Genomic DNA, 20238 nt, shown 5'->3' on the forward strand with positions numbered 1-20238 from the left:
CCCCGGATACCATGGGCGGAGAAGAACACCGAAAGAGACCGGGAGGCATCAGGCCGCTGGCCTGCCCATGTCCGAACTACACGAATCCCGACGAACTGCACCTCCCTCGCGTACTCAAGCGAAGGTGCTGATTCCGGACGAATACCCGATGGTCAGCCTCCTGGGCTCCCGCGACGAGCTTCTGCGTGTCATCGAGGGCGCCTTCCGGGCCGACATCCACGTGCGCGGCAACGAGATCACCGTCACCGGCAGCCCCGACGAGAGCGGCACCGTGGTGCGGCTCTTCGAAGAGCTCGTCGAGGTCCTGCGCAGCGGCGGCGAGCTCACCCCCGACGCGGTCGAGCGCAGCATCGCCATGCTCCGCATGACCTCCGACCGGCCCGCCGAGGTGCTGTCCCTCGACATCCTCTCCTCGCGCGGGCGCACCATCAGGCCGAAGACCGTCAACCAGAAGCGCTACGTCGACGCGATCGACAAGCACACGATCGTGTTCGGCATCGGCCCGGCCGGCACCGGCAAGACCTACCTCGCCATGGCCAAGGCCGTGCGGGCGCTGCAGGAGAAGCGGGTCAACCGGATCATCCTGACCCGCCCGGCGGTCGAGGCGGGCGAGCGGCTCGGCTTCCTACCCGGCACGCTCTACGAGAAGATCGACCCCTACCTGCGCCCCCTCTACGACGCGCTGCACGACATGCTCGACCCCGACTCCATCCCCAAGCTGATGGCCGCGGGCACGATCGAGGTCGCGCCGCTGGCGTACATGCGCGGACGCACGTTGAACGACGCCTTCATCATCCTCGACGAGGCGCAGAACTCCTCGGCCGAGCAGATGAAGATGTTCCTCACCCGGCTGGGGTTCAACTCCAAGATCGTGGTGACCGGTGACGTGACGCAGGTCGACCTGCCCACGGGCACGGTGAGCGGGCTGCGGGTGGTCCAGGAGATCCTCGAGGGCATCGAGGACATCCACTTCTCCCGGCTGACCAGCTCCGACGTGGTCCGTCACAAGCTGGTCAGCGAGATCGTCGACGCCTACGGGCGCTACGACGCCTCGCGGGCCGCCCAGGAGCCGAAGCCCATCCAGCACCGAGGGAAGCGGCGACCGTGAGCATCGAGATCAACAACGAGTCGGGCGTCGGCGTCGACGAGGAGAGCCTGGTCGCCCTGGCCGCCCATGTGCTCGGGGAGATGGGCATCAACCCGCTCGCGGAGCTGTCCATCGTGGTCGTCGACGAGGACGCCATGGCCGAGCTGCACGAGAAGTGGATGGGCGAGCCCGGCCCCACCGACGTGCTGGCCTTCCCGATGGACGAGTTGCGTCCCGGCGGCGGGGCGCGTGGCGACAATGAGAGCCCCGCCGACCCCGCGCTCCTCGGCGATGTCGTGCTCTGCCCGCAGGTGGCCGCCCGGCAGGCGGAGGAGGCCGGACACGGCACGGCCGACGAGCTCGAGCTGCTGTGCACCCACGGCATCCTCCACCTGCTCGGCTACGACCACGCCGAGCCGGAGGAGCACAAGGAGATGTTCGGGCTCCAGGCGCAGCTCCTGGAGTCGTGGCAGGAGGTGCGCAACCCGCGGTGAACGCCTGGTTGCCTTTGGCCATCGCCCTCGTGATCGTCGGTGGCTTGATCGCCAGCGCGGAAACGGCACTGACGCGCATCTCCAGGGTGCGCGCCGAGGAGTTCGCCCGCGACGCCAGGCGGGGCTCGGCTCGGCTGCAGGCCATCGTCAACGACCCGCCGCGCTACCTCAATCTGCTCCTGCTGCTCAGGCTGAGCTGCGAGCTGGTGGCCACCGTCATCGCGACGCTGCTCTTCATCGACATCATGGCCGACCAGGGCTGGGCGTACGTGTGGGCCGCGGTCGTGATGATCGTGGTCAGCTACGTGGTGGTCGGGGTCATGCCGCGCACGCTGGGCCGCCAGCACGCCGAGCCGGTCGCGCTGGCCAGCGCCCCCATCGTGTACGGCCTCACCCGCATCTTCGGCCCCCTGCCCAAGCTGCTGATCCTGCTGGGCAACGCCCTGACCCCGGGCAAGGGGTTCCGCGACGGCCCGTTCACCTCAGAGGCCGAGCTGCGTGACCTGGTCGATCTGGCCGAGGAGCGCCGGGTGATCGAGCCCGACGAGCGCGAGATGATCCACTCGGTCTTCGAGCTGGGCGACACGCTGGTGCGCGAGGTCATGGTGCCGCGCACCGACATGGTCTACATCGAGCGCGGCAAGACCATCAGCCAGGCTCTTTCGCTGGCGCTGCGCAGCGGCTTCTCCCGCGTCCCGGTCGTGGGGGAGAACGAGGACGACGTCGTCGGCATCGCCTACCTGAAGGACATCGCCCGCAAGATCCACGAGTCCGGCGAGGGCGGCGGCAAGGAGCCGGTCGAGTCCATCATGCGGCCGGCCGCATACGTGCCGGAGAGCAAGCCCATCGACCAGCTCATGCGGGAGATGCAGGCCAGGCAGATCCACATCGCCATCGTCATCGACGAGTACGGCGGCACCGCCGGCCTGGTCACGATCGAGGATGTGCTGGAGGAGATCGTCGGTGAGATCACCGACGAGTACGACCAGGAGGCGCCCCGCGTCGAGCCCGTCCCCGGCGGCGCCCTCCGGGTGACGGCCCGGATGCCGGTGGACGAGCTGGCCGAGCTGTTCGACACCGAGATCGAGGTGGACGACGTGGAGACCGTGGGCGGGCTGCTGGCCCACGCGCTCGGCCGGGTGCCGATCGCCGGGTCCCACGCGGAGGTGTCCGGCCTGTCGCTCACCGCCGAGACCCTGGCGGGTCGCCGCAACCGGATCAGCACGGTGGTCGTGCGCCGCATCACGCCTCCGGAGGACACGATCGTCCCCGCCGCCGCGGAACGCGACTGACCCCCACCCCACAAGGCCGCTTCGCATCGTCCCTCCCGCCGTCTCCCGTCCTGTCCTTTTGGAGGTGAGATGGGGGAGGGCGGGCCGTCCTGCGGTCCCTCCCGCCCTCCTGGGGAGAGGTCGGCCCGGGGGGAGGGCGGCCGTTCCCACAGCCCCCTTCTGCCCCCTGCCGTCGTATCGCGGGGAGAAGCCAGCCGTCCCCGCAGACGGAGGTCACGGCCAGAGGCTCGGGGACAAATGCGGGCGGATGTCGCAAGCGTTCTACAAGTCTTCTGCAAGCCGCGTCCGGCACTCTCTAATCACGACATCCAGTGCGGTGGGTGTCAGAGGGGAAGCATCCGATCGCCGGGTGGGGTTCGCGGCGAGAGGATGGATCCAGGGGGGACGACAGCGTCCCGGTCGGGTAGCCGGCTGAGACGCTGGTCGGCGCAAAGGGTGTTCTCGTCCGGAAAACCGGATGGGGGCACCCTTTTTGCGCATTGGTGGGAACTCCGATGGATTGCCGCATTAGTCGCTTGGGGAGGTTTCGCGCCAGGAGGGATCATGAGACGAAAACAGGGGATCGTCGCCTTCGCCGTGCTCGCCTGCACCCTGGCGGGATGCGGCGGCGAAGGCGCGGAGAGCTTCATCGACCCGCACGCCATGGCCCAGCTGCGCGAGCTGCTCAGCAAGGAGCCGCCGCTGCCGGAGGGCTTCACGGCCAAGCCCGAGCAGGCGTGGCGGATGCCGTTCGGCCCGGCGGACCACAACTGCCGGATGCTGCTCGAACCGGCCGGCGGCCGCGCGCCCGGCCAGGCGCTGACCGCCCAGGTGGCCGTCAGCTACCAGGGCGACGGGCTGGGGGAGCAGGCCGGGGTGGGCCTGGCCCGGTACGCGGGCGATAAGGCCCATGAACACCTCGACGCGCTGGCCAGGGCACGGGATTCGTGCCGGGCGGTGCGCACCTCCCCCGGCACCGACCTGCGACTGCGCGAGCTGCCGGTCGAGGACGTGGGGGACGAGGCCGTGGGCGCGCGGCTCCAGGGCCGGCTGCGCGGTTACCCGTACGCGATGGACGTCGTGCTGTCCCGGGTGGGCGACACGCTCGTGTCGGTGGTCCACACGGGGATGAACCAGGTCGACCCCACCCGCACCCGGAAGGTGGTCGACGCGGCCATAGCCATGGCCGGCACATAATCTAGAGCGCGTGACTCTCGATCCTGAAGACAGCAAGATCATCACGTTGGCGCGCGCGGCCAGGGCGCGCAGCGGCTCCGAGGAAGGGGCCGCCGTACGCGACGAGACGGGCCGCACCTACTCGGCGACCAACGTGAAGCTGGCCTCGCTCACGCTCTCGGCGGTGCAGGTGGCGGTGGCCATGGCCATTTCCAGTGGCGCGCGCTCCCTCGAGGCCGTCGCGCTCGTGACCGCCGGCGAGCCGGGCGCGGACGACGCGGCCGTGGCCGCGGAGATGGGCGTCAAGTCGCTGCTCGTGGCCGGCCCCGACGGAACGCTGCGGACCTGACATGCCGATGTCGCCGTTCCTGGCCAGGTTGCGGGAGAAGGTCGGCTCCGAGCTGCTCATGCTGCCGTCGGTGGCCGGGTTCGTGTTCGACGACGAGGGCAGGCTGCTGGTCGCCCGCCACGGCGACGTGGGGCTCTGGGCCGCGCCTGGCGGCGGCATCGACCCCGACGAGCGCCCGCAGGACGCCGTGGTCAGGGAGCTGCGCGAGGAACTCGGCATCGAGATCGCCGTACGCGGCCTGATCGGCGTGTACGGCGGCCCCGAGTTCCGCACCACCTACCCGAACGGCCACCAGGTCGGCTACGTCATCGCGGTCTACGGCTGCTCGGTGGTCTCCGGCGTCCCGCGGCCCGACGGCGTCGAGATCAACGACTGCCGGTGGGTCACCGAGCAGGAGTTCGCCGGGCTGCCGACGACCCCCTGGACGCCCGGCGTGGCGCCCGTGGCGTACACCTGGTGGCGTGAACACGCTCGTTGATGGGCCACAATGCAGAATGTGACTTCGCCAGACAGCCATCGCGCCGGATTCGCCTGCTTCGTGGGAAGGCCGAACGTCGGCAAGTCCACGCTGATGAACGCCCTGGTCGGCACCAAAGTGGCGATCACCTCGTCCAAGCCGCAGACCACCAGGCGGGCCATCAGGGGCATCGTCCACCGCCCCGACGCCCAGCTCGTCATCGTCGACACGCCCGGCCTGCACCGGCCGCGCACGCTGCTCGGCGAGCGGCTCGACAGTCTGGTGCTGTCCACGCTGACCGAGGTCGACGCGATCGGCTTCTGCGTGCCGGCCAACGAGCCGATCGGCAAGGGCGACCGGTTCATCGCCGACAAGCTGTCCGCGGTGAAGAAGACGCCCGTCGTGGCCGTGGTGACCAAGTGCGACCTGGCGTCCAAGGAGCAGATCGCCGAGCAGTTGCTCGCGGTGTCGCAGGTGGGGGAGTTCGCCGACATCGTGCCGGTGTCCGCGCAGTCGGGCGACCAGCTCGACGTGCTGGCGGACGTCCTGATCGGGCACCTGCCGGAGTCGCCGCCGCTCTACGAGGACGGGCAGCTCACCGACGAGCCGGAGCAGGTGCTGGTCGGGGAGCTGATCAGGGAGGCGGCGCTGGAGGGCGTACGCGACGAGCTGCCCCACTCGATCGCCGTCGTGGTCGACGAGATGCTGCCCCGCGAGGGGCGCGACGACCTGCTCGACATCTACGCGCACCTGTTCGTGGAGCGGCCCTCGCAGAAGGCGATCGTCATCGGGCACAAGGGCGAGCGGCTGCGCGAGGTCGGCACCAAGGCCCGCCAGCAGATCGAGGCGCTGCTGGGCACCCGCGTCTACCTCGACCTGCGGATCAGCGTGCTCAAAGACTGGCAGCGCGACCCCAAGCAGCTGCGGCGGCTGGGCTTCTACGACTGATCTAAGCGCGGCGGAGCAGCGTCAGGAGGCCGAGGACGGCGACCGCGAGCGAGCACGCCAGCGCCGCGAACCAGCCGAACCTGATCGCCTGCTCCACCGACAGCACGCCCAGGTCGATGGAGACGCGATCCTGCGCGCCGCCGCCCCGGGTCACGAACATCAGCACCGCCGGCACGGCCACCGCCCCCGGCACGACGGCCAGGGCGGCCAGCCTCGGGTGGGAGAGCAGCCCGGCCAGGCCGCACGCCACCGCCGCCAGCCCCGCCAGCAGGGTGTAGATCCCGAACGTGTCGTCGACGCCACGCACGTCGGTGGTCACCCCGCTGCCGAGCAGGCCGATCTTCGCGTCGACGCCGGCCCAGGGCAGGATCGTGCAGCACACCAGGAGCGCTCCGGCGACAGACACGGCCAGCGGATAACGCCGCCGGGTCCGCGGCGTGGCGGGCGCGGGCTGGAGGTCATCGGCCACACGATCACTGTATGCCGGGTTCGCGCCCCCGGCCACCGTCCGCAACGGAGTCGTCACCACCGACGGACACCGCTCGTTCGCCCCATTCCAGGCGTGAACGCAGCTCGACCGCGTCGCCCCCGAGGGCCGACACCAGCGTTCCGGAGACCGCCAGCGGCAGGACCGCGACCCCGTCCGCCACGAGCGGCTCCTTGGCGGTCGCCGTGAGGAACGTGGTCCCGACGCAGCGCGCCGTGCCGTAGACGGCCGGGGAGGTGTCGAGCGCCCGGTCGCCGACGGTGAACTCCTGCCTGAGCAGCGGGCGGCCGTCGCCGAACGTGGCGTCGAAGCGGGCGTGGCAGCGGCCGGGCTCCTCGCCGTACCGGCCGAAGACGATCTCCTCCCGCCACAGCACGGTCGCGTCCGGCTCCAGCGCGAGCCGGACGATGAGGCGATGGTCGCAGCCGGCGGCCAGCACCGTCGGCTCGGGCGCGAAACGGAGCGTCGCGCCCGCGCCCACCCGGGCGGTGACCAGCAGCTCCGACTCGCCCTCGCCGGGCAGGACCAGCGTGCTCGCCACCGAGCCCAGCTCCAGGGTGGTGCGGGCGGCGACGTCCACGTCCAGCGCCAGCCGATCGCCGCCGAGGGGCCCGGCCGCCGTGGAGATCAGATGGACGGCGCAGGGGCCCGTCTGGCGCAGCGTCAGCGGCGGCGCCGAGGCCATCCGGCTGACCACGGTCCGGCCGTCGGAGGACAGGCCGGTGGCCACGGCCGCGCGGGCCCGCATCGCACGCCTCCGCTGGTGCACCGCGGTGCCGGTGGGCTGGGGAGACATCAGGAAACGGCGGAGGCGTGGGCGTGCGACCAGGCCGTCACCTGCTCCGAGACCCAGGCGGCGACCGTGGCGGCCGAGGGGTCCTGCCTGATCGAGGTGAACAGGACCGGGCGGTCGCCGCGCACCTTTGCCGCGTCGCGGTCCATAACGCTCAGGTCGGCGCCCACCATGGATGCCAGGTCGGTCTTGTTGATCACCAGCAGGTCCGCCGTGGTCACCCCGGGACCGCCCTTGCGCGGCACCTTGTCGCCGCCCGACACGTCCAGGACGAAGATCTGCGCGTCCGCCAGCCCCCGGCTGAACGTCGCCGTCAGGTTGTCGCCGCCGCTCTCCACGATCACCAGGTCCAGCGGGCCGAACCGGTGCTCCAGGGTCTCCACGGCGTCGAGGTTCGCGGCGATGTCGTCGCGGATGGCGGTGTGGGGGCAGCAGCCGGTCTCGACGGCGAGGATGCGCTCGGGATCCAGCACGCCCGCGCGGCGCAGGAAGTCGGCGTCCTCGGTGGTGTAGATGTCGTTCGTCACCACTCCCAAGGACAGCGACGTGCCCAGCGTCCGGCAGAGCGCGGCCACCAGGGCCGTCTTGCCGCTGCCCACCGGACCGCCCACCCCGAGCCGCAGCGCCCGGCCGCGGCCGTCGGGTGCGTGGTGATGGTCGTCGTGATTGGCGCCCATGTTCGTGGTCCTTCCTCTATGAGACGAACAGCCTGACCTCGGCCTGCATGTGCTGCTCGGCCAGGAGGTCCAGTGCTGGTGCTGAGTACGCGGGCAACGCCTCCCAGCGAGGCACCGCGGGGTCGGTGAACGCGCTCGTGGCGGCGAGGCAGGCCTCCGCCGCGACGGCGGCGAGGTCGGGGGCGAAGTCCGCCAGCAGGGCGTGGACGGCTACCGGGTCCAGGCCGAGCAGCCGGACCGCCGCCGTGGCGGGGCCGCTGATCGCGTGGTATGCCGCCGCCATGGCCGCCTCCTCGGGCGTCGCCCCGGCCGCGTGCGCCGCCACCCCGAGGGCTAGGGGATGGTGAGGGTTCGGTACGTCCCGCGCCAGTTCGTCCAGCACCTCCGACGGCCACACGCGCCGGGCGACCCTGAGCAGCAGCCTGCCCTGCGTCCTGGAGGCGTCCCGCTGTGCGGGCGAGGCGGTCCTGGCATCGACCTCCTCGTCCAGGCGCGCCCACGGCGACCCGGCCGCACCGCCCCATCCGGCTCCGCCGGTGATGTGCCGGGCCTCGGGTGCTGCTCCGCCCCCTGCCACCGCCTTCGACTCGGCCGCGGCGTCGCCGATGGGCTGCGGCTGCTCAAGAGCCGCGCCCCCGCCGGCGTCCGGCCGGACGCCGCGCGCGGCGAGGACAGGCGTGGCGGCGGGCGTGGCGCTCCCGGGCCGTGGGGCGGCGGGTGGCCTGGTCGGGTCTGCGGCGGGGTGGGCCGCCTGGAGGGCGGCAGCGGCCGTCAGAGCGGCGGAGAGCGTGCCGGCAACGTGCAGGCGACCTCTCAGGAAGCGCGCCAGGGACGGCACATCGTGCACCGCCCCCGACGCGATGGCGCGCTCGGTGCCGCCCGAGTGGGCGTGGCCGCCGGCCGGGAGGCGGGAGTCGGTGAGGAGGAGCAGGGCGGCGTTCATCAGAACAGGAAGTAGCGCTGTGCCATGGGCAGGCTGACGGCCGGGGACGGCTCGATGAGGTCGCCGTCGATCCGGACCTCGAACGTGTCGGGCGCCACCTCGATCCTGGGCAGGGCGTCGTTGAGCGGCATCGAGGACTTGCCGCGCCGCCGTACGTCCGCCACCGCGGCGAGCCGCCGCCGTACGGCCAGCCGGTCGGCGAGCCCCGACTCCAGGGCGAGCGGCGCGACGAAGTGGAGCGAGGTGGCCGCGGCCGTGACCGGCGAGGCGCCGAACATGGGCCGGGGCAGCACCGGCTGCGGGGTCGGGATGGAGGCGTTGGCGTCGCCCATCTGGGCCCAGGCCACCACGCCGCCCTTCAGCACCAAGTCCGGCTTGACGCCGAAGAAGGCGGGGTCCCAGAGGACGAGATCGGCGAGCTTGCCGGTCTCGACCGAGCCGATCTCGGCGTCCAGCCCATGGGCGATAGCCGGACATATCGTGTATTTCGCTACATAGCGGCGAGCCCGCAGATTGTCCGCAGGGCCCTCGCCGAGCGCGCCGCGCCGGGCCTTCATCACGTGAGCCGTCTGCCACGTACGGATGATCGTCTCCCCGATCCGCCCCATGGCCTGCGAGTCCGAGCCGATCATCGAGATCGCGCCCATGTCGTGCAGCACGTCCTCGGCGGCCATCGTCGACGGCCGGATGCGGGACTCGGCGAAGGCCAGGTCCTCCGGGATGGACGGATTGAGGTGGTGGCAGACCATCAGCATGTCGAGGTGCTCGTCGAGCGTGTTGACGGTGTGCGGCCTGGTGGGGTTCGTGGAGGACGGCAGGACGTTGGAGTGGGCGGCGACGCGGATGATGTCGGGCGCGTGCCCGCCGCCCGCCCCCTCGGTGTGGTACGCGTGGATCATCCGGTCGCCGATGGCCTTGAGCGTCGACTCGACGAAGCCGGCCTCGTTCAGCGTGTCGGTGTGGATCGTCACCTGCACGCCGGAGGCGTCGGCCACGCTGAGGCAGGTGTCGATGGCGGCCGGGGTGGTGCCCCAGTCTTCGTGCAGCTTGAAGCCGGAGGCCCCGGCCCTGAGCTGCTCCATGAGCCCGTCGGTATTGACCGTGTTGCCCTTGCCGAGCAGCGCGAAGTTCAGCGGGTACGCGTCCAGCGACTCCAGCATGCGGCCGAGGTACCAGGTCCCGGTGACGGTGGTGGCCTTGGTGCCCTCGACCGGCCCGGTGCCGCCCCCGACGATCGTGGTGACGCCGGACCCTATGGCCTCGTCGAGGATCTGCGGGCAGATGAGGTGGACGTGCGAGTCGACGGCCCCGGCCGTGAGGATCTTGCCGTTCCCGGCCAGGACCTCGGTGGACGGTCCGATGACGATGTCCACGCCGTCCATCGTGTCGGGGTTGCCGGCCTTGCCGATGGCGTGGATGCGGCCGTCGCGGACGGCGACGTCGGCCTTCACCACGCCCCAGTGGTCGAGGATCACCGCGCCGGTGATGACGAGGTCGGCGGCGCCCTCGGCGCGGGTGGTCCGCGCCTGCCCCATGGACTCGCGGATCACCTTGCCGCCGCCGAAGACCGCCTCGTCGCCGGCGCCGGCCGGCCCCATCGACAGGTCCTCGGTGACCTCCACGAACAGGTCGGTGTCGGCCAGCCTGATCCGGTCGCCGGTGGTGGGCCCGTAGAGCGCCGCGTACCGGGCGCGCGAGATGTCAGTCATCGAGTGGCCCCGCCCACTCCGGCCGCAGCCCCGGCACGACCCGCGCGCCCGCCAGCGGCACCAGCGTCACGTCGCGCTCGACGCCGGGCTCGAACCTGATCGCCGTCCCCGCCGGGACGTCCAGTCGCATCCCCCACGCCGCCTTCCTGTCGAACTCCAGCCCCGGATTGGCGGCCGCGAAGTGGTAATGGGAGCCTACCTGCACCGGCCGGTCCGCCGTGTTGATCACCCGCACCGTCACCCGCTCGCGCCCGGGGTTGAGCGCGATCGAGCCGTCGGGGTGCACGTACTCGCCCGGGATCACGGGATCGGCCTGTGCACGGTCACGAGCTTCGTGCCGTCGGGGAACGTGGCCTCGATCTGCACGCTCTCCAGCATCTCCGGCACCCCTTCCATGACGTCGGCCCGGCTGAGCACCGTCCGGCCGGACTCCATGAGCTCGGCAACGGTGCGCCCGTCCCTGGCGCCCTCCATGAGGAACGACGCGATGATCGCGGTAGCCTCGGGGTGGTTGAGGCGCAGGCCCCGTGCCCGGCGCTCGCGCGCCACCCCGGCGGCGACGTGGATGAGCAGCCGCTCCTGCTCGTGTGAGGTAAGCCGCATGGCCGGACACTAGGAACCGGCCGTTTCCGAGCTGTTGCCGGTGTATGTCGTGTTGGTTTCGGCCTGCGGCGGGTGCCAGCACATCGAAATATGTGCATTCGTGAAAATTCGGCAAACACCTCTTAACGCCCGGGATCTTCGCGGGAAATTTCGCGGGGTCACCTTTCTGGCAGGAACGCCCGGCAGGAAGGAACCGCTGTGCGCATATCTCGCGCGATCGTCTCCGCGCTCGTCGTCCTCACCCTCGCGGCCTGCGGATCCGACTCCCAACCGGCCGCCGAGTCCAACGAGATCAAGGTCGGACTGCTCCATTCCCTCAGCGGCACGATGGCGATCAGCGAGGTCACCGTGCGCGACGCCGAACTCCTCGCGATCGAGGAGATCAACAAGTCCGGAGGCGTGCTGGGCAAGAAGCTCGTCCCCGTGGTCGAGGACGGCGCCTCCGACTGGCCGACGTTCGCGGAGAAGGCCACCAAGCTGATCAGGCAGGACAAGGTCGCCACTGTCTTCGGCGGCTGGACCTCGGCCAGCAGGAAGGCCATGCTGCCGGTGTTCGAGCGCTACAAGGCGCTGCTGTGGTATCCGGTGCAGTACGAGGGTCTGGAGAGCTCGCCGTACATCTTCTACACCGGCGCCACCACCAACCAGCAGATCATCCCCGGCCTCGACTACCTGAAGGAGCAGGGCAAGAAGAAGCTGTTCCTGGTCGGAAGCGACTACGTCTTCCCGCGCACCGCCAACAAGATCATAAAGGCGTACGCCGCCGCGAACGGGATGGAGATCCTCGGCGAGGAGTACACCCCTCTCGGCCACACCGAGTACTCCACGCTGGTCAACAAGGTCATGGGCGCCAAGCCCGACGCGGTGTTCAACACCCTCAACGGCGACTCGAACGTGGCCTTCTTCAAGCAGCTCAAGAGCGCCGGCGCCACCGCCGAGAGCATGCCGGTGCTGTCGGTGAGCATCGCCGAGGAGGAGGTCACCGGCATCGGCGTGGACAACATCGCCGGCCACCCGGTCGCCTGGAACTACTACCAGACCACCGACACCCCGGCCAACGAGGCCTTCGTCAAGGCGTTCAAGGCCAAGTACGGCGCCAACAAGGTCACCAGCGACCCCATGGAGGCCGGCTACAACGCCGTCTACCTGTGGGCCGAGGCGGTCAAGAAGGCTGGCACCACAGAGGTCGAGGCCGTCAAGAAGGCCGCGCCCGGCATCGCGCTCGAACGTCCCGAGGGCCTGGTCACCATCGACGGCGAGAACCAGCACATGTACAAGACCGCCCGCATCGGCATCATCCAGCCCGACGGCCTGATCAAGCAGGTGTGGGACTCCGGCGAGCCGATCAAGCCGGACCCCTACCTCAAGGGCTACCCGTGGGCGGCCGGGCTGGCGGCCTCCTGATGTCGGCCTTCGTCAACCAGCTGCCGATCGGGCTGTCGATCGGGGCGGTGCTGCTGCTCATCGCGCTCGGCCTGACGTTCACGTTCGGGCAGATGGGCGTGATCAACATGGCGCACGGCGAGTTCATCATGGCGGGCGCGTACACCGCGTTCCTGCTGCAGGACATGGTGCTCGCGCTGCCGGCGGCGTTCGTCGTGGCCGGGCTCATGGGGCTGGCGCTGGAACGGGCGGCGATCCGGCACTTCTACGGCAGGCCGCTGGACACGCTGCTGCTCACCTGGGGCGTCAGCCTGGTGCTGCAGCAGCTCGCCCGCGACCTGTTCGGGGCGCCGAACGTGCAGGTGCCCGCCCCCTCCTGGCTGTCCGGCGGGGTGGGCATCCTGCCGTACAACCGGCTGTTCATCATGGGGCTGGCGATCGCGGGCGTGGTCGCCGTCTGGGTCTACCTCAACCGGACCGGGCTCGGGCGCCGCACGCAGGCCGTGGTGCAGAACCGGCAGCTGGCCGCCACCAGCGGGATCGACGCCGGGCGGGTGGACATGCTGACGTTCTTCATCGGGTCCGGGCTGGCGGGCGTGGCCGGGGTGGCGCTGACGCTCATCGGGCCGGTCGGGCCGGCGCTCGGCACGTACTACATCGTGGACGCGTTCCTCGTCGTGGTGGCGGGCGGGCTCGGACAGCTGCGCGGGGCGGTGCTCGCGGCCGTCGGGCTCGGGCTGCTGAACTCCTACGCCGAGTTCTGGTCGGACGCCTCCCTGGCGAAGGTGATCGTGTTCGCGGTGATCATCGCGTTCCTGCAGGTGCGGCCCCAGGGGATGTTCGTGCTCAGGTCGAGGGTGCTCACATGATCAAACGGAACCTGCCGTTCGCGGCCATCGCGGTGGTGGCCCTGGTCGCGGCGCCGCTGCTGCTGGAGCCGTTCCGGCTGGGACTGCTGGCCAAATACCTGTGCTACGCGATCGTCGCGCTCGGGATCGGGCTGGCGTGGGGGAAGGGCGGCATGCTCACCCTCGGCCAAGGCGTGTTCTTCGGGCTCGGCGGCTACTCGATGGCGATGTACCTCAAGCTCACCGAGGCCGGTGACGGCGGGCTGCCGGACTTCATGGTGTGGAGCGGCGTGGAGGAGCTGCCCGCCCTCTGGACACCGTTCGCCAACCCGGTCTTCGCGCTCTGCATGGCCGTGCTCGGGCCCGTGGCTCTCGCGCTGATCCTCGGCGCGCTGGTGTTCCGGCAGCGGGTGCGCGGGGCGTACTTCGCCATCCTCACCCAGGCGCTGGCCGCGGCCATGGTCATCCTGCTGGTCGGCCAGCAGGGCCTGACAGGCGGCACCAACGGCATGACCAACTTCTTCGAGCTGTTCGGGCAGGACCTCGCCGAGGACTCCACGCAGCGCGGGCTCTACCTGGTGGTGGCCTCCGTGCTCGGCGTCCTCTACCTGGCCACCCGGCAGCTGGTCAACAGCCGCTACGGCCGCCTGCTCGTCGCCGTGCGCGACGGTGAGGACCGGGTGCGTTTCCTCGGCTACGACCCGGCCCTGGTCAAGACCGTCACCTTCGCGATCTCGGCGGGCATGGCGGGGCTGGCGGGCGCGCTGTTCGTCCCGGTCGTCGGCATCATCTCGCCCGCGCTGCTCGGCGTGGTGCCGTCGCTGGAGCTGGTCGTCGCGGTGGCCGTGGGCGGGCGGCACGCGCTGGCCGGGGCCGTGCTCGGCGCCGTGCTCATGGGGTACGCCAAGACCGCCTTCAGCGAGCAGTTCGCCGATGGCTGGCTCTACCTGCAGGGCGCGCTGTTCATCCTGGTCATGACGCTCGCCCCCAAAGGCGTCGCCGGAATAGGTAGGAGCATCCTGGGGAGGTTGCGAAGTGCTCGAGCTACGTGACGTGCGGGTCGAGTTCGACGGCTTCCGGGCGCTCGACGGCGTCGACCTGACCGTGCCCGAAGGCGAGCTGCGCTTCCTGATCGGCCCCAACGGCGCGGGCAAGACCACGCTCATCGACGTGATCACCGGTCTGACGAAACCGGTCGCCGGCGCCGTGCGGTTCGCCGGCTACGACCTCGTGGGCCGGAAGGAGCACCAGATCGTCCGGCTGGGTGTCGGCCGCACGTTCCAGACCTCGGTCGTGTTCGAGGAGCTCACCGTCGTCGAGAACCTCGACCTTGCCGCCAGCTTCCGCAAACCGCTGTGGTCGCTCGCCCGGCGCCGCAAGGGCGTCTCCGAAGCCGTCGAGGAGGCCCTCGCCAGGACCGGGCTCGAAGAGCTCGCCGAGCGTTCAGCCGGCGTTCTCTCCCACGGCCAGCGCCAGTGGCTGGAGATAGGGATGCTGCTGGCGCAGCGGCCCCGGCTGCTGCTCCTGGACGAACCGGTGGCCGGCATGTCCAGCGACGAACGGGAGCGCACCGGCCGGCTGCTCACGGAGATCGCCGACGACCACACGGTGATCGTCGTGGAGCACGACATGGAGTTCCTGCGGCGGCACGCCTCGAAGGTGACCGTGCTGCACGAGGGCAAGGTGCTCGTGGAGGGGTCGGTCGACCAGGTCAGCGCCGACCCGCGGGTGCAGGAGGTCTATCTGGGGAGGAGACCGAGCGATGCTGCTGTCGGTGAGCGATCTTGAGTCGGGGTACGGGAGGGCGCGCGTCCTGTTCGGAGTGTCGCTGGAGGTCGAATCCGGGCAGCTCGTCTGCGTGATGGGCCGCAACGGCGTCGGCAAGACCACCCTGCTCAACACCGTCATGGGCGTGCTGCCCGCGACCTCGGGCACGGTGGCCTTCGACGGCCGCGACGTCACCAGGCTCAAGCCCCACGAGCGGGTGCGGTTGGGCATGGGGTACGTCCCCCAGGGCCACCAGTGTTTCCCCCAGCTGTCCGTGCTCGGCAACCTGCTGGTGACCGTGGAGGCCGCCAAACAGCCCAAGTCGGCCATCGACGAGGCCCTCGACCTGTTCCCCGCGCTCAAGCCCATGCTCAAGCGCAGCGCGGGCCACCTGTCGGGCGGGCAGCAACAGCAGCTCGCCATGGCCCGCGCCCTGGTGACCCGGCCCAGGATGCTCATCCTCGACGAGCCGACCGAGGGCATCCAGCCCTCGATCATCCTCGAGATCGAGGCGGCCATCGAGCGCCTGCACGCCTCGGGGCTGGCGGTGCTGCTCGTGGAGCAGTATCTGGACATCGCGCTGCGGCTGGCCGACCGGTTCCTCATCCTCGACGCCGGGCACGTCGTACGGACCGGCGACGCCGGGGAACTGCAGCGCGAGGACGTCCGCCGCCTGCTGGCCGTCTAAGCGCTCATGAGATCGCCAGCAGCGCCCGGGCGTTCGCGCCGCCCTGGCGGTCGCCGGTCTCCTCAAAGACCTCCAGCGCCGCCCTGGCCAGCTCCCGCGAGCGCCCGGACGCGCCCTCCGCCCGGTTGACCCTGGCCAGCGCCAGCAGGGCGTGCGCGTCGAGCAGCCGGTCGCCGAGGCGTACGGCGATGCCCCTGGCCTGCTCGGCGGCCGCCCTGGCGGCCGGTTTGGCGCCCTGCGCCAGCCGCACCGCCGACAGCTCCAGCAGCGTGTCTGCCTGCCGGTGCCGGTCGCCCAGCTCGGCGAGATGCCCGACGGCGGCCAGCAGCCGGTCAGCGGCCTCGTCGAGCCGGCCCGCGCGGCGCAGCACGATGCCGAGCACCTGCTCGGCGTCCGCGGCGTCGCGCTGGTTCTCCGCGCCCTTCAGGCAGGTGAGCAGGGCCCGCTCCGCCTCCTCCAGCCGACCCCGCTCCAGGTGCACGCGGCCGAGCCGGCGCCTGGTGTGGTCGACCTCGCGCGTGCGGCCCTGGCGCAGGAACATGCCGAGCGCCAGCCGCAGCGTCTCGTGGGCGCGATCCCACTCCCGCTCGGCCAGGTGCAGGTCTCCCTGGGTCAGGAGCACGAGCGCCTCGCCCCGGTCGTCTCCGGCTCGCCTGGCCGACTCCAGGGCCCGCGTCGTCACGGCCCGCCAGTCGTCCAGGAACCGATGCCGCTCCAGGTAGGGAGCCAGCAGGTGCGCCAGCCGCCAGCAGGCGTCGTCCAGCCCCGCCGCGTGCAGATCGGCGACCAGGCTGACCAGGAACGCCCGCTCGGCCGCCAGCCACTCGACGGACTCCCTGATGTCCCTGGTCGCCACGACGGTGGCCGGATCGCCCGACACCAGCGAGAACCGCGACGTCCGCACCCGGGCCAGCACCACCTCCGACAGCCTCGCCAGCACGCCGGGCACCGGCTGCTCGCGGGCGAACAACCGGGTCAAGTCGTGCAGCCGGTAGCGGACCTGGCCGGCCACGTCCACGCCGTGCGTCTCCAGCAGCCCGGCGTCCACCAGCGCCTCCGCCTGCCCGCCCAGCCGCTCGGTCACCCAGTCCGCGAAGTCCGGCGCCGACAGCTCGCCGAGTCCGCGCAGCGTCAGCTTGGCCGCCTCCGGCAGCCCGTCGAACCCGATCGCGAACACGCTGCGGACCGCCAGATCGCCCGCGTGCAGCCGGTCGAGCCGCTCCTGCTCGTTCTCCAGCAGCCCCACCAGATAGTCGACCGTCCACTCGGGCCGGGCCGCCAGCCGGGAGCCCGCGATGCGCAACGCGATCGGCAGTCCGCCGCAGAAGCGGGCCAGCCTGCGCAGCGCGTCGTCCGCCGGCCGCCCCGAGCTCCTGACCAGCAGCTCCAGCGCGTCCGCGGCGTCGAGCACGCCGACCGACAGCCGCAGCGCGCCGGTCAGGCCGCTGAGCGGGGAGCGGCTGGTCATGACGGTCGGGCACGCGCTCAGCAGCGGCCGCACCTGCGCCTCGCCGGCCGCGTTGTCCAGCACCACCAGCAGCCGGCGGTTGGCGGCGTAGGTGCGGAACAGCCGCTCCCGCTGCTCCAGCGAGGCCGGGATCGCCTGTGCTGGGCAGCCCAGCCAGCGCAGGAAGTCTTCCAGCACCGCCGCGGGCGCCGTGGTCTCGCGCAGGTCCGCGTACAGGATCCCGTCGGGGAAACGCTCGCGCGACCGCCAGGCCGCGTGCACGGCCAGCGCCGACTTGCCCGCCCCCGCCTGGCCGTGCACCACGACCAGGCCGCCGATCACCCGGTCGAGCAGCTCGGCCCGGCCGGTGAAGTCCGCCACGTCGGGCGGCAGCAGCACCGGCGGCCCGGCCGAGACGTGCAGCGACACGTCGTCGTGCAGCATGCGGTGGTAGAGCAGCTGCAGCTCCGGGTCGGGCTCGATCGCGTGACCGCCGTCGAGCTGGTCGCGCAGCACCGCGTAGGCGGCCAGCGCGTCCACCCGGCGGCCGCTGCGGTAGAGGGCCAGCATGTACTGGCCGCGGAAGCGCTGCCACGTCGGATACTGCTTGGTCAGCCGCTTCAGCTCGGCCAGCAGCTCCCGGTGCCTGCCCGCGTCGAGGTCCGCCTGCAGCCTGCGCTCCAGGGCCAGCAGCCGCAGCTCCGCCAGCTCCTCGCGTAGCCTGCGGGTCTCCACCCAGCGCTCGCCCTCGGGGTCGACGTCCTCCAGGACCTCGCCCCGCCACAGGGCCAGGGCCTCTTCGTAGGCTCCCTGGTCAACGAGCAGCCGGAAGCGGTCGACGTCCAGTAGTCCGTCGCGCAGGTTCAGGACGTACGAGCCGGACACGGTCGTGATCATGTCCTGGCCGATGAGCCGGCGCAGCTGACCCACGTAGCCGCGGATCAGGGAGTCGGACCGGTCGCCGTCCTCGCGCGGCCACAGCAGCTTGCGCAGCCTTTCCACGGTCAGCGGCCGTCCCGCGTTCATGAGGAACATCGCGAGCAGGTCGCGGTGCTTCGGCACGGTCGGGGTGCGATCCCGCCCGTCGCCGTCGCGTACCTCGAGCGGCCCCATGATGCGAAATTCCATGCGACCTTCCTTCACGAAGCAGACGACGATCAGAATGGCACACCTGGTGGCTCCTCTCACTTCCGCCGATCCCCAGAGGCTCGGCGACTACTGTCTCGCCGGGCGGCCAGGGCGTGATCTACGAGGCGTACGGGCGGGGCGGCGAGCCCTTCGGCCTGCGCTCGTCGGAGGGCTGGTCCGGGGTGTCCAAAAGGCCACCCGACCACAATGCGCGTAGCAGAAGAGTTGTACGCGGTGATGGTTTATTCTCTCCACTACCGCTGTTTGCCTGGGTGGTGATGGTGCCACTGACCAGGCAATCAGCAGCGCACTCAGCAGAAGCCCTGCCCGGCTTCCCGCTGAACATCGATGGAAGGTGTCTCGCCTTCATGGGGCGGCATCGTGGATGCGACCATCAGCACGCCGTCCGCGGTGCCGTCCAGTCTCTCCAGAAAATCTGCCCAGGCGGACGGCATGGTGAATGCCGTGATCGAATACCACTGGCCCGCCATCGTGGGATTGTCCGCTTCGAGAGAGATTGTCACGTTCCATTGCCCGGTGGGGCGAATGGTGTCGACGCGGTAGAAATGCGTTTTTGCTCGCGGAATGCCGGTCGTCCGGCGTACCGCGACGATCAAGGCCAGTCCCTCCGCGACCTTGGCCGTGCCTCGGATCATCGGACAGGCTGAGGCGGTCGCCCCGGCCCCCGTCTCTGGTGCGGTGATGGCGATGGCGGGGGAGTCGTCCTCGGCGTTGACCCGGGTGAAGGACACCACGGCGCTGGTGAGTCCGACCAGCGCCGTGGCCGTGCCAATGACGGCGGTCGCCTTCTTCCAGTTGCGCCCGTGCCCGGCCGAGGCCGGCCCGGCATCGTTGGCGGGCATTGATTTGTCCGTCATCTTCCGCGGATCTCCTAATTGGGTGAATTGCCCCGGCGGGGGGCAGCAAGCAAGTGATGTGAGGAAAATAGCGTTATTAAGGGTCTGGTGTGGTGAACTGTGGCGAACCGTGCATACGTGCTGATTTTGGATACGCGAAGATGGCGTTACCGCCGACGATGCGGTAACGCCAAATGTGAGAGTTGTTCCTAAAGTGCCGCTTGGGGCGGCCCCAGCATACACCCGGATGGACGATTTGCGAGCGTAACTACCTAATGGCGATATGGGTGGTGAAGGTGCTGGTAGGCGCCCGTTTCGAGATCAACTCGAAGCGCATTCTAGAAGGTGCTCATGGGGAAAGTTCCCTTACTCATTTGCGCGAACAGTCGTTAATGTGTGCTATTAGTCCATGCACGTGCCGACTGCACGATTTCTTCCAGCCGGTCGCTGTGCGCGCCGTGCCAGTAGACCTGACCGCACTCCCGGCACCGGCCGTAGGCGTCGTAGGTGCGCTTCGTGCCGGCCTCCAGCAGCGACGCGACCTCCTGCTTGGCGACTGGCTCCAGCCGCCCGTTGCACGCCGTGCACCGGGTCCACGGCCGCAGCGGCGGGGAGAAACGTTCGAGCAGGTCGCGCAGCTGGTCGGCGGGCCGGGAGCCGCGCACGTACGCCCCCAGCCACAGGGCGCGGCGGCGCAGCAGGCCGCGGTCCTGGGTGAGCAGCACCCGGCGCTCCTCGTTGGCCTGCTCCACGAGTGCCGGGTCGTCCCTGTCGTTGTGGTAGGCGGCGTCGATGCCGAGCAGCCGCAGCCGCCGTGCCAGCGTGCCCAGGTGCACGTCCAGCAGGAAACGCGGCTCCTCGGGCAGCTGTTGCGGCCGGGGCATCGGCTGCACCTCGACCACGTCGCCGGCCGCCGGCTGGTAGGACGGTGACACGCCGCGGCCGTTCACGGTCATCGGGCCCACCTCGGTCAGCGGGATGCCGATGGACTCGACGTGGTGGCCCAGCGTGGAGGTGCCGTCGGGCGTCACCTCCAGCCACTCCTGGCGGCGGCTCACCGGCAGGAACATCCTCAGCTCTGGGGCGATGCGCAGGCGTGCGGTCACAACATCCATTCTGTTGCACC

At 70.7% G+C, this 20238-nt stretch carries 22 protein-coding genes; 12 read left to right on the forward strand and 10 right to left on the reverse strand.

Annotated elements, in window-relative coordinates; genetic code table 11:
* Positions 1-67: 67 nt before the first annotated feature.
* From ID574_RS51810 to era, 7 genes are all read left to right on the forward strand, one after another.
* Positions 68-1108, forward strand: a complete 1041-nt coding sequence (locus ID574_RS51810; RefSeq protein ID WP_188196479.1) for a PhoH family protein — start codon at positions 68-70, stop codon at positions 1106-1108.
* The gene (gene ybeY / locus ID574_RS51815) at positions 1105-1581 is read left to right on the forward strand and encodes an rRNA maturation RNase YbeY (RefSeq protein ID WP_188196480.1); all 477 of its coding nucleotides are present in this window, start codon (positions 1105-1107) and stop codon (positions 1579-1581) included. The genes ID574_RS51810 and ybeY overlap by 4 nt, the downstream gene beginning before the upstream one ends.
* Complete coding sequence (locus tag ID574_RS51820) at positions 1578-2873, forward strand: hemolysin family protein (protein WP_188196481.1); 1296 nt, start codon at positions 1578-1580, stop codon at positions 2871-2873. Before ybeY ends, ID574_RS51820 begins: the two co-directional genes overlap by 4 nt.
* A 543-nt stretch (positions 2874-3416) precedes the next feature.
* Complete coding sequence (locus ID574_RS51825; protein ID WP_188196482.1) at positions 3417-4049, forward strand: hypothetical protein; 633 nt, start codon at positions 3417-3419, stop codon at positions 4047-4049.
* Positions 4050-4059: 10 nt separating this feature from the next.
* On the forward strand, positions 4060-4377 hold the full coding sequence (locus tag ID574_RS51830; protein ID WP_188196483.1) for a cytidine/deoxycytidylate deaminase family protein: 318 nt from the start codon (positions 4060-4062) through the stop codon (positions 4375-4377).
* Between the two features lies 1 nt (position 4378).
* Positions 4379-4855 (forward strand): NUDIX domain-containing protein, encoded by a 477-nt coding sequence (locus ID574_RS51835; protein WP_188196484.1) that lies wholly within the window; start codon positions 4379-4381, stop codon positions 4853-4855.
* An 18-nt stretch (positions 4856-4873) separates the two neighbouring features.
* Positions 4874-5782 carry a GTPase Era gene (era, locus tag ID574_RS51840; RefSeq protein WP_442939438.1) on the forward strand — a complete coding sequence of 303 codons (909 nt, stop codon included), beginning with the start codon at positions 4874-4876 and terminating at the stop codon, positions 5780-5782.
* A gap of 1 nt (position 5783) precedes the next feature.
* Here era and ID574_RS51845 read toward each other — a convergent pair whose 3' ends face one another.
* From ID574_RS51845 to ID574_RS51875, 7 genes are read right to left on the reverse strand one after another with little or no spacing between them, the layout of a single operon-like run.
* A complete protein-coding gene (locus ID574_RS51845; RefSeq protein WP_188196486.1) occupies positions 5784-6251 on the reverse strand; it encodes a hypothetical protein in 468 nt (155 codons plus the stop codon).
* 4 nt (positions 6252-6255) lie between these two features.
* Positions 6256-7065, reverse strand: coding sequence for an urease accessory protein UreD (locus ID574_RS51850; protein ID WP_223167967.1), 810 nt, complete (start codon positions 7063-7065; stop codon positions 6256-6258).
* Positions 7065-7739, reverse strand: coding sequence for an urease accessory protein UreG (gene ureG / locus ID574_RS51855; protein ID WP_188196487.1), 675 nt, complete (start codon positions 7737-7739; stop codon positions 7065-7067). The genes ID574_RS51850 and ureG overlap by 1 nt, the downstream gene beginning before the upstream one ends.
* Before the next feature lie 16 nt (positions 7740-7755).
* The gene (locus ID574_RS51860; protein WP_188196488.1) at positions 7756-8682 is read right to left on the reverse strand and encodes an urease accessory protein UreF; all 927 of its coding nucleotides are present in this window, start codon (positions 8680-8682) and stop codon (positions 7756-7758) included.
* The gene (locus ID574_RS51865; RefSeq protein ID WP_188196489.1) at positions 8682-10391 is read right to left on the reverse strand and encodes an urease subunit alpha; all 1710 of its coding nucleotides are present in this window, start codon (positions 10389-10391) and stop codon (positions 8682-8684) included. The genes ID574_RS51860 and ID574_RS51865 overlap by 1 nt, the downstream gene beginning before the upstream one ends.
* Positions 10384-10695: an urease subunit beta gene (locus tag ID574_RS51870; RefSeq protein WP_188196490.1), complete on the reverse strand. Its 312-nt coding sequence runs from the start codon at positions 10693-10695 to the stop codon at positions 10384-10386. The genes ID574_RS51865 and ID574_RS51870 overlap by 8 nt, the downstream gene beginning before the upstream one ends.
* On the reverse strand, positions 10692-10994 hold the full coding sequence (locus ID574_RS51875; RefSeq protein WP_188196491.1) for an urease subunit gamma: 303 nt from the start codon (positions 10992-10994) through the stop codon (positions 10692-10694). Before ID574_RS51875 ends, ID574_RS51870 begins: the two co-directional genes overlap by 4 nt.
* Before the next feature lie 198 nt (positions 10995-11192).
* Here ID574_RS51875 and urtA point away from each other — a divergent pair, with 198 nt between their 5' ends.
* From urtA to urtE, 5 genes are read left to right on the forward strand one after another with little or no spacing between them, the layout of a single operon-like run.
* Positions 11193-12398, forward strand: coding sequence for an urea ABC transporter substrate-binding protein (urtA, locus tag ID574_RS51880; RefSeq protein WP_188196492.1), 1206 nt, complete (start codon positions 11193-11195; stop codon positions 12396-12398).
* On the forward strand, positions 12398-13246 hold the full coding sequence (urtB, locus tag ID574_RS51885; protein ID WP_188196520.1) for an urea ABC transporter permease subunit UrtB: 849 nt from the start codon (positions 12398-12400) through the stop codon (positions 13244-13246). The genes urtA and urtB overlap by 1 nt, the downstream gene beginning before the upstream one ends.
* Complete coding sequence (gene urtC, locus ID574_RS51890; RefSeq protein WP_188196493.1) at positions 13243-14277, forward strand: urea ABC transporter permease subunit UrtC; 1035 nt, start codon at positions 13243-13245, stop codon at positions 14275-14277. Before urtB ends, urtC begins: the two co-directional genes overlap by 4 nt.
* Positions 14261-15013 (forward strand): urea ABC transporter ATP-binding protein UrtD, encoded by a 753-nt coding sequence (gene urtD / locus ID574_RS51895; RefSeq protein ID WP_188196494.1) that lies wholly within the window; start codon positions 14261-14263, stop codon positions 15011-15013. Before urtC ends, urtD begins: the two co-directional genes overlap by 17 nt.
* Positions 14988-15680, forward strand: coding sequence for an urea ABC transporter ATP-binding subunit UrtE (urtE, locus tag ID574_RS51900; protein ID WP_188196495.1), 693 nt, complete (start codon positions 14988-14990; stop codon positions 15678-15680). Before urtD ends, urtE begins: the two co-directional genes overlap by 26 nt.
* Before the next feature lie 4 nt (positions 15681-15684).
* Here urtE and ID574_RS51905 read toward each other — a convergent pair whose 3' ends face one another.
* From ID574_RS51905 to ID574_RS51915, 3 genes are all read right to left on the reverse strand, one after another.
* Positions 15685-18255 (reverse strand): AfsR/SARP family transcriptional regulator, encoded by a 2571-nt coding sequence (locus ID574_RS51905; protein WP_188196496.1) that lies wholly within the window; start codon positions 18253-18255, stop codon positions 15685-15687.
* Between the two features lie 311 nt (positions 18256-18566).
* Positions 18567-19133, reverse strand: coding sequence for a hypothetical protein (locus tag ID574_RS51910; RefSeq protein ID WP_188196497.1), 567 nt, complete (start codon positions 19131-19133; stop codon positions 18567-18569).
* A 368-nt stretch (positions 19134-19501) separates the two neighbouring features.
* Positions 19502-20227 carry a Mut7-C RNAse domain-containing protein gene (locus ID574_RS51915; RefSeq protein WP_188196498.1) on the reverse strand — a complete coding sequence of 242 codons (726 nt, stop codon included), beginning with the start codon at positions 20225-20227 and terminating at the stop codon, positions 19502-19504.
* Between the last annotated feature and the right edge of the window lie 11 nt (positions 20228-20238).

It is taken from the genome of Nonomuraea sp. SYSU D8015 (assembly GCF_008065375.1).
Classification (GTDB): Bacteria; Actinomycetota; Actinomycetes; order Streptosporangiales; family Streptosporangiaceae; genus Nonomuraea.

What these genes read in the sequence shown, in the direction of transcription:
- ID574_RS51915 (WP_188196498.1), bottom strand. Translation starts at nt 20,227, where the DNA reads ATGGATGTTGTGACCGCACGCCTGCGCATCGCCCCAGAGCTGAGGATG.
- ID574_RS51850 (WP_223167967.1), bottom strand. Translation starts at nt 7,065, where the DNA reads ATGTCTCCCCAGCCCACCGGCACCGCGGTGCACCAGCGGAGGCGTGCG.
- ID574_RS51860 (WP_188196488.1), bottom strand. Translation starts at nt 8,682, where the DNA reads ATGAACGCCGCCCTGCTCCTCCTCACCGACTCCCGCCTCCCGGCCGGC.
- ID574_RS51875 (WP_188196491.1), bottom strand. Translation starts at nt 10,994, where the DNA reads ATGCGGCTTACCTCACACGAGCAGGAGCGGCTGCTCATCCACGTCGCC.
- urtB (WP_188196520.1), top strand. Translation starts at nt 12,398, where the DNA reads ATGTCGGCCTTCGTCAACCAGCTGCCGATCGGGCTGTCGATCGGGGCG.
- ID574_RS51910 (WP_188196497.1), bottom strand. Translation starts at nt 19,133, where the DNA reads ATGACGGACAAATCAATGCCCGCCAACGATGCCGGGCCGGCCTCGGCC.
- ID574_RS51810 (WP_188196479.1), top strand. Translation starts at nt 68, where the DNA reads ATGTCCGAACTACACGAATCCCGACGAACTGCACCTCCCTCGCGTACT.
- ID574_RS51905 (WP_188196496.1), bottom strand. Translation starts at nt 18,255, where the DNA reads ATGGAATTTCGCATCATGGGGCCGCTCGAGGTACGCGACGGCGACGGG.
- urtE (WP_188196495.1), top strand. Translation starts at nt 14,988, where the DNA reads ATGCTGCTGTCGGTGAGCGATCTTGAGTCGGGGTACGGGAGGGCGCGC.
- urtC (WP_188196493.1), top strand. Translation starts at nt 13,243, where the DNA reads ATGATCAAACGGAACCTGCCGTTCGCGGCCATCGCGGTGGTGGCCCTG.
- ID574_RS51835 (WP_188196484.1), top strand. Translation starts at nt 4,379, where the DNA reads ATGCCGATGTCGCCGTTCCTGGCCAGGTTGCGGGAGAAGGTCGGCTCC.
- ureG (WP_188196487.1), bottom strand. Translation starts at nt 7,739, where the DNA reads ATGGGCGCCAATCACGACGACCATCACCACGCACCCGACGGCCGCGGC.
- ID574_RS51865 (WP_188196489.1), bottom strand. Translation starts at nt 10,391, where the DNA reads ATGACTGACATCTCGCGCGCCCGGTACGCGGCGCTCTACGGGCCCACC.
- ID574_RS51825 (WP_188196482.1), top strand. Translation starts at nt 3,417, where the DNA reads ATGAGACGAAAACAGGGGATCGTCGCCTTCGCCGTGCTCGCCTGCACC.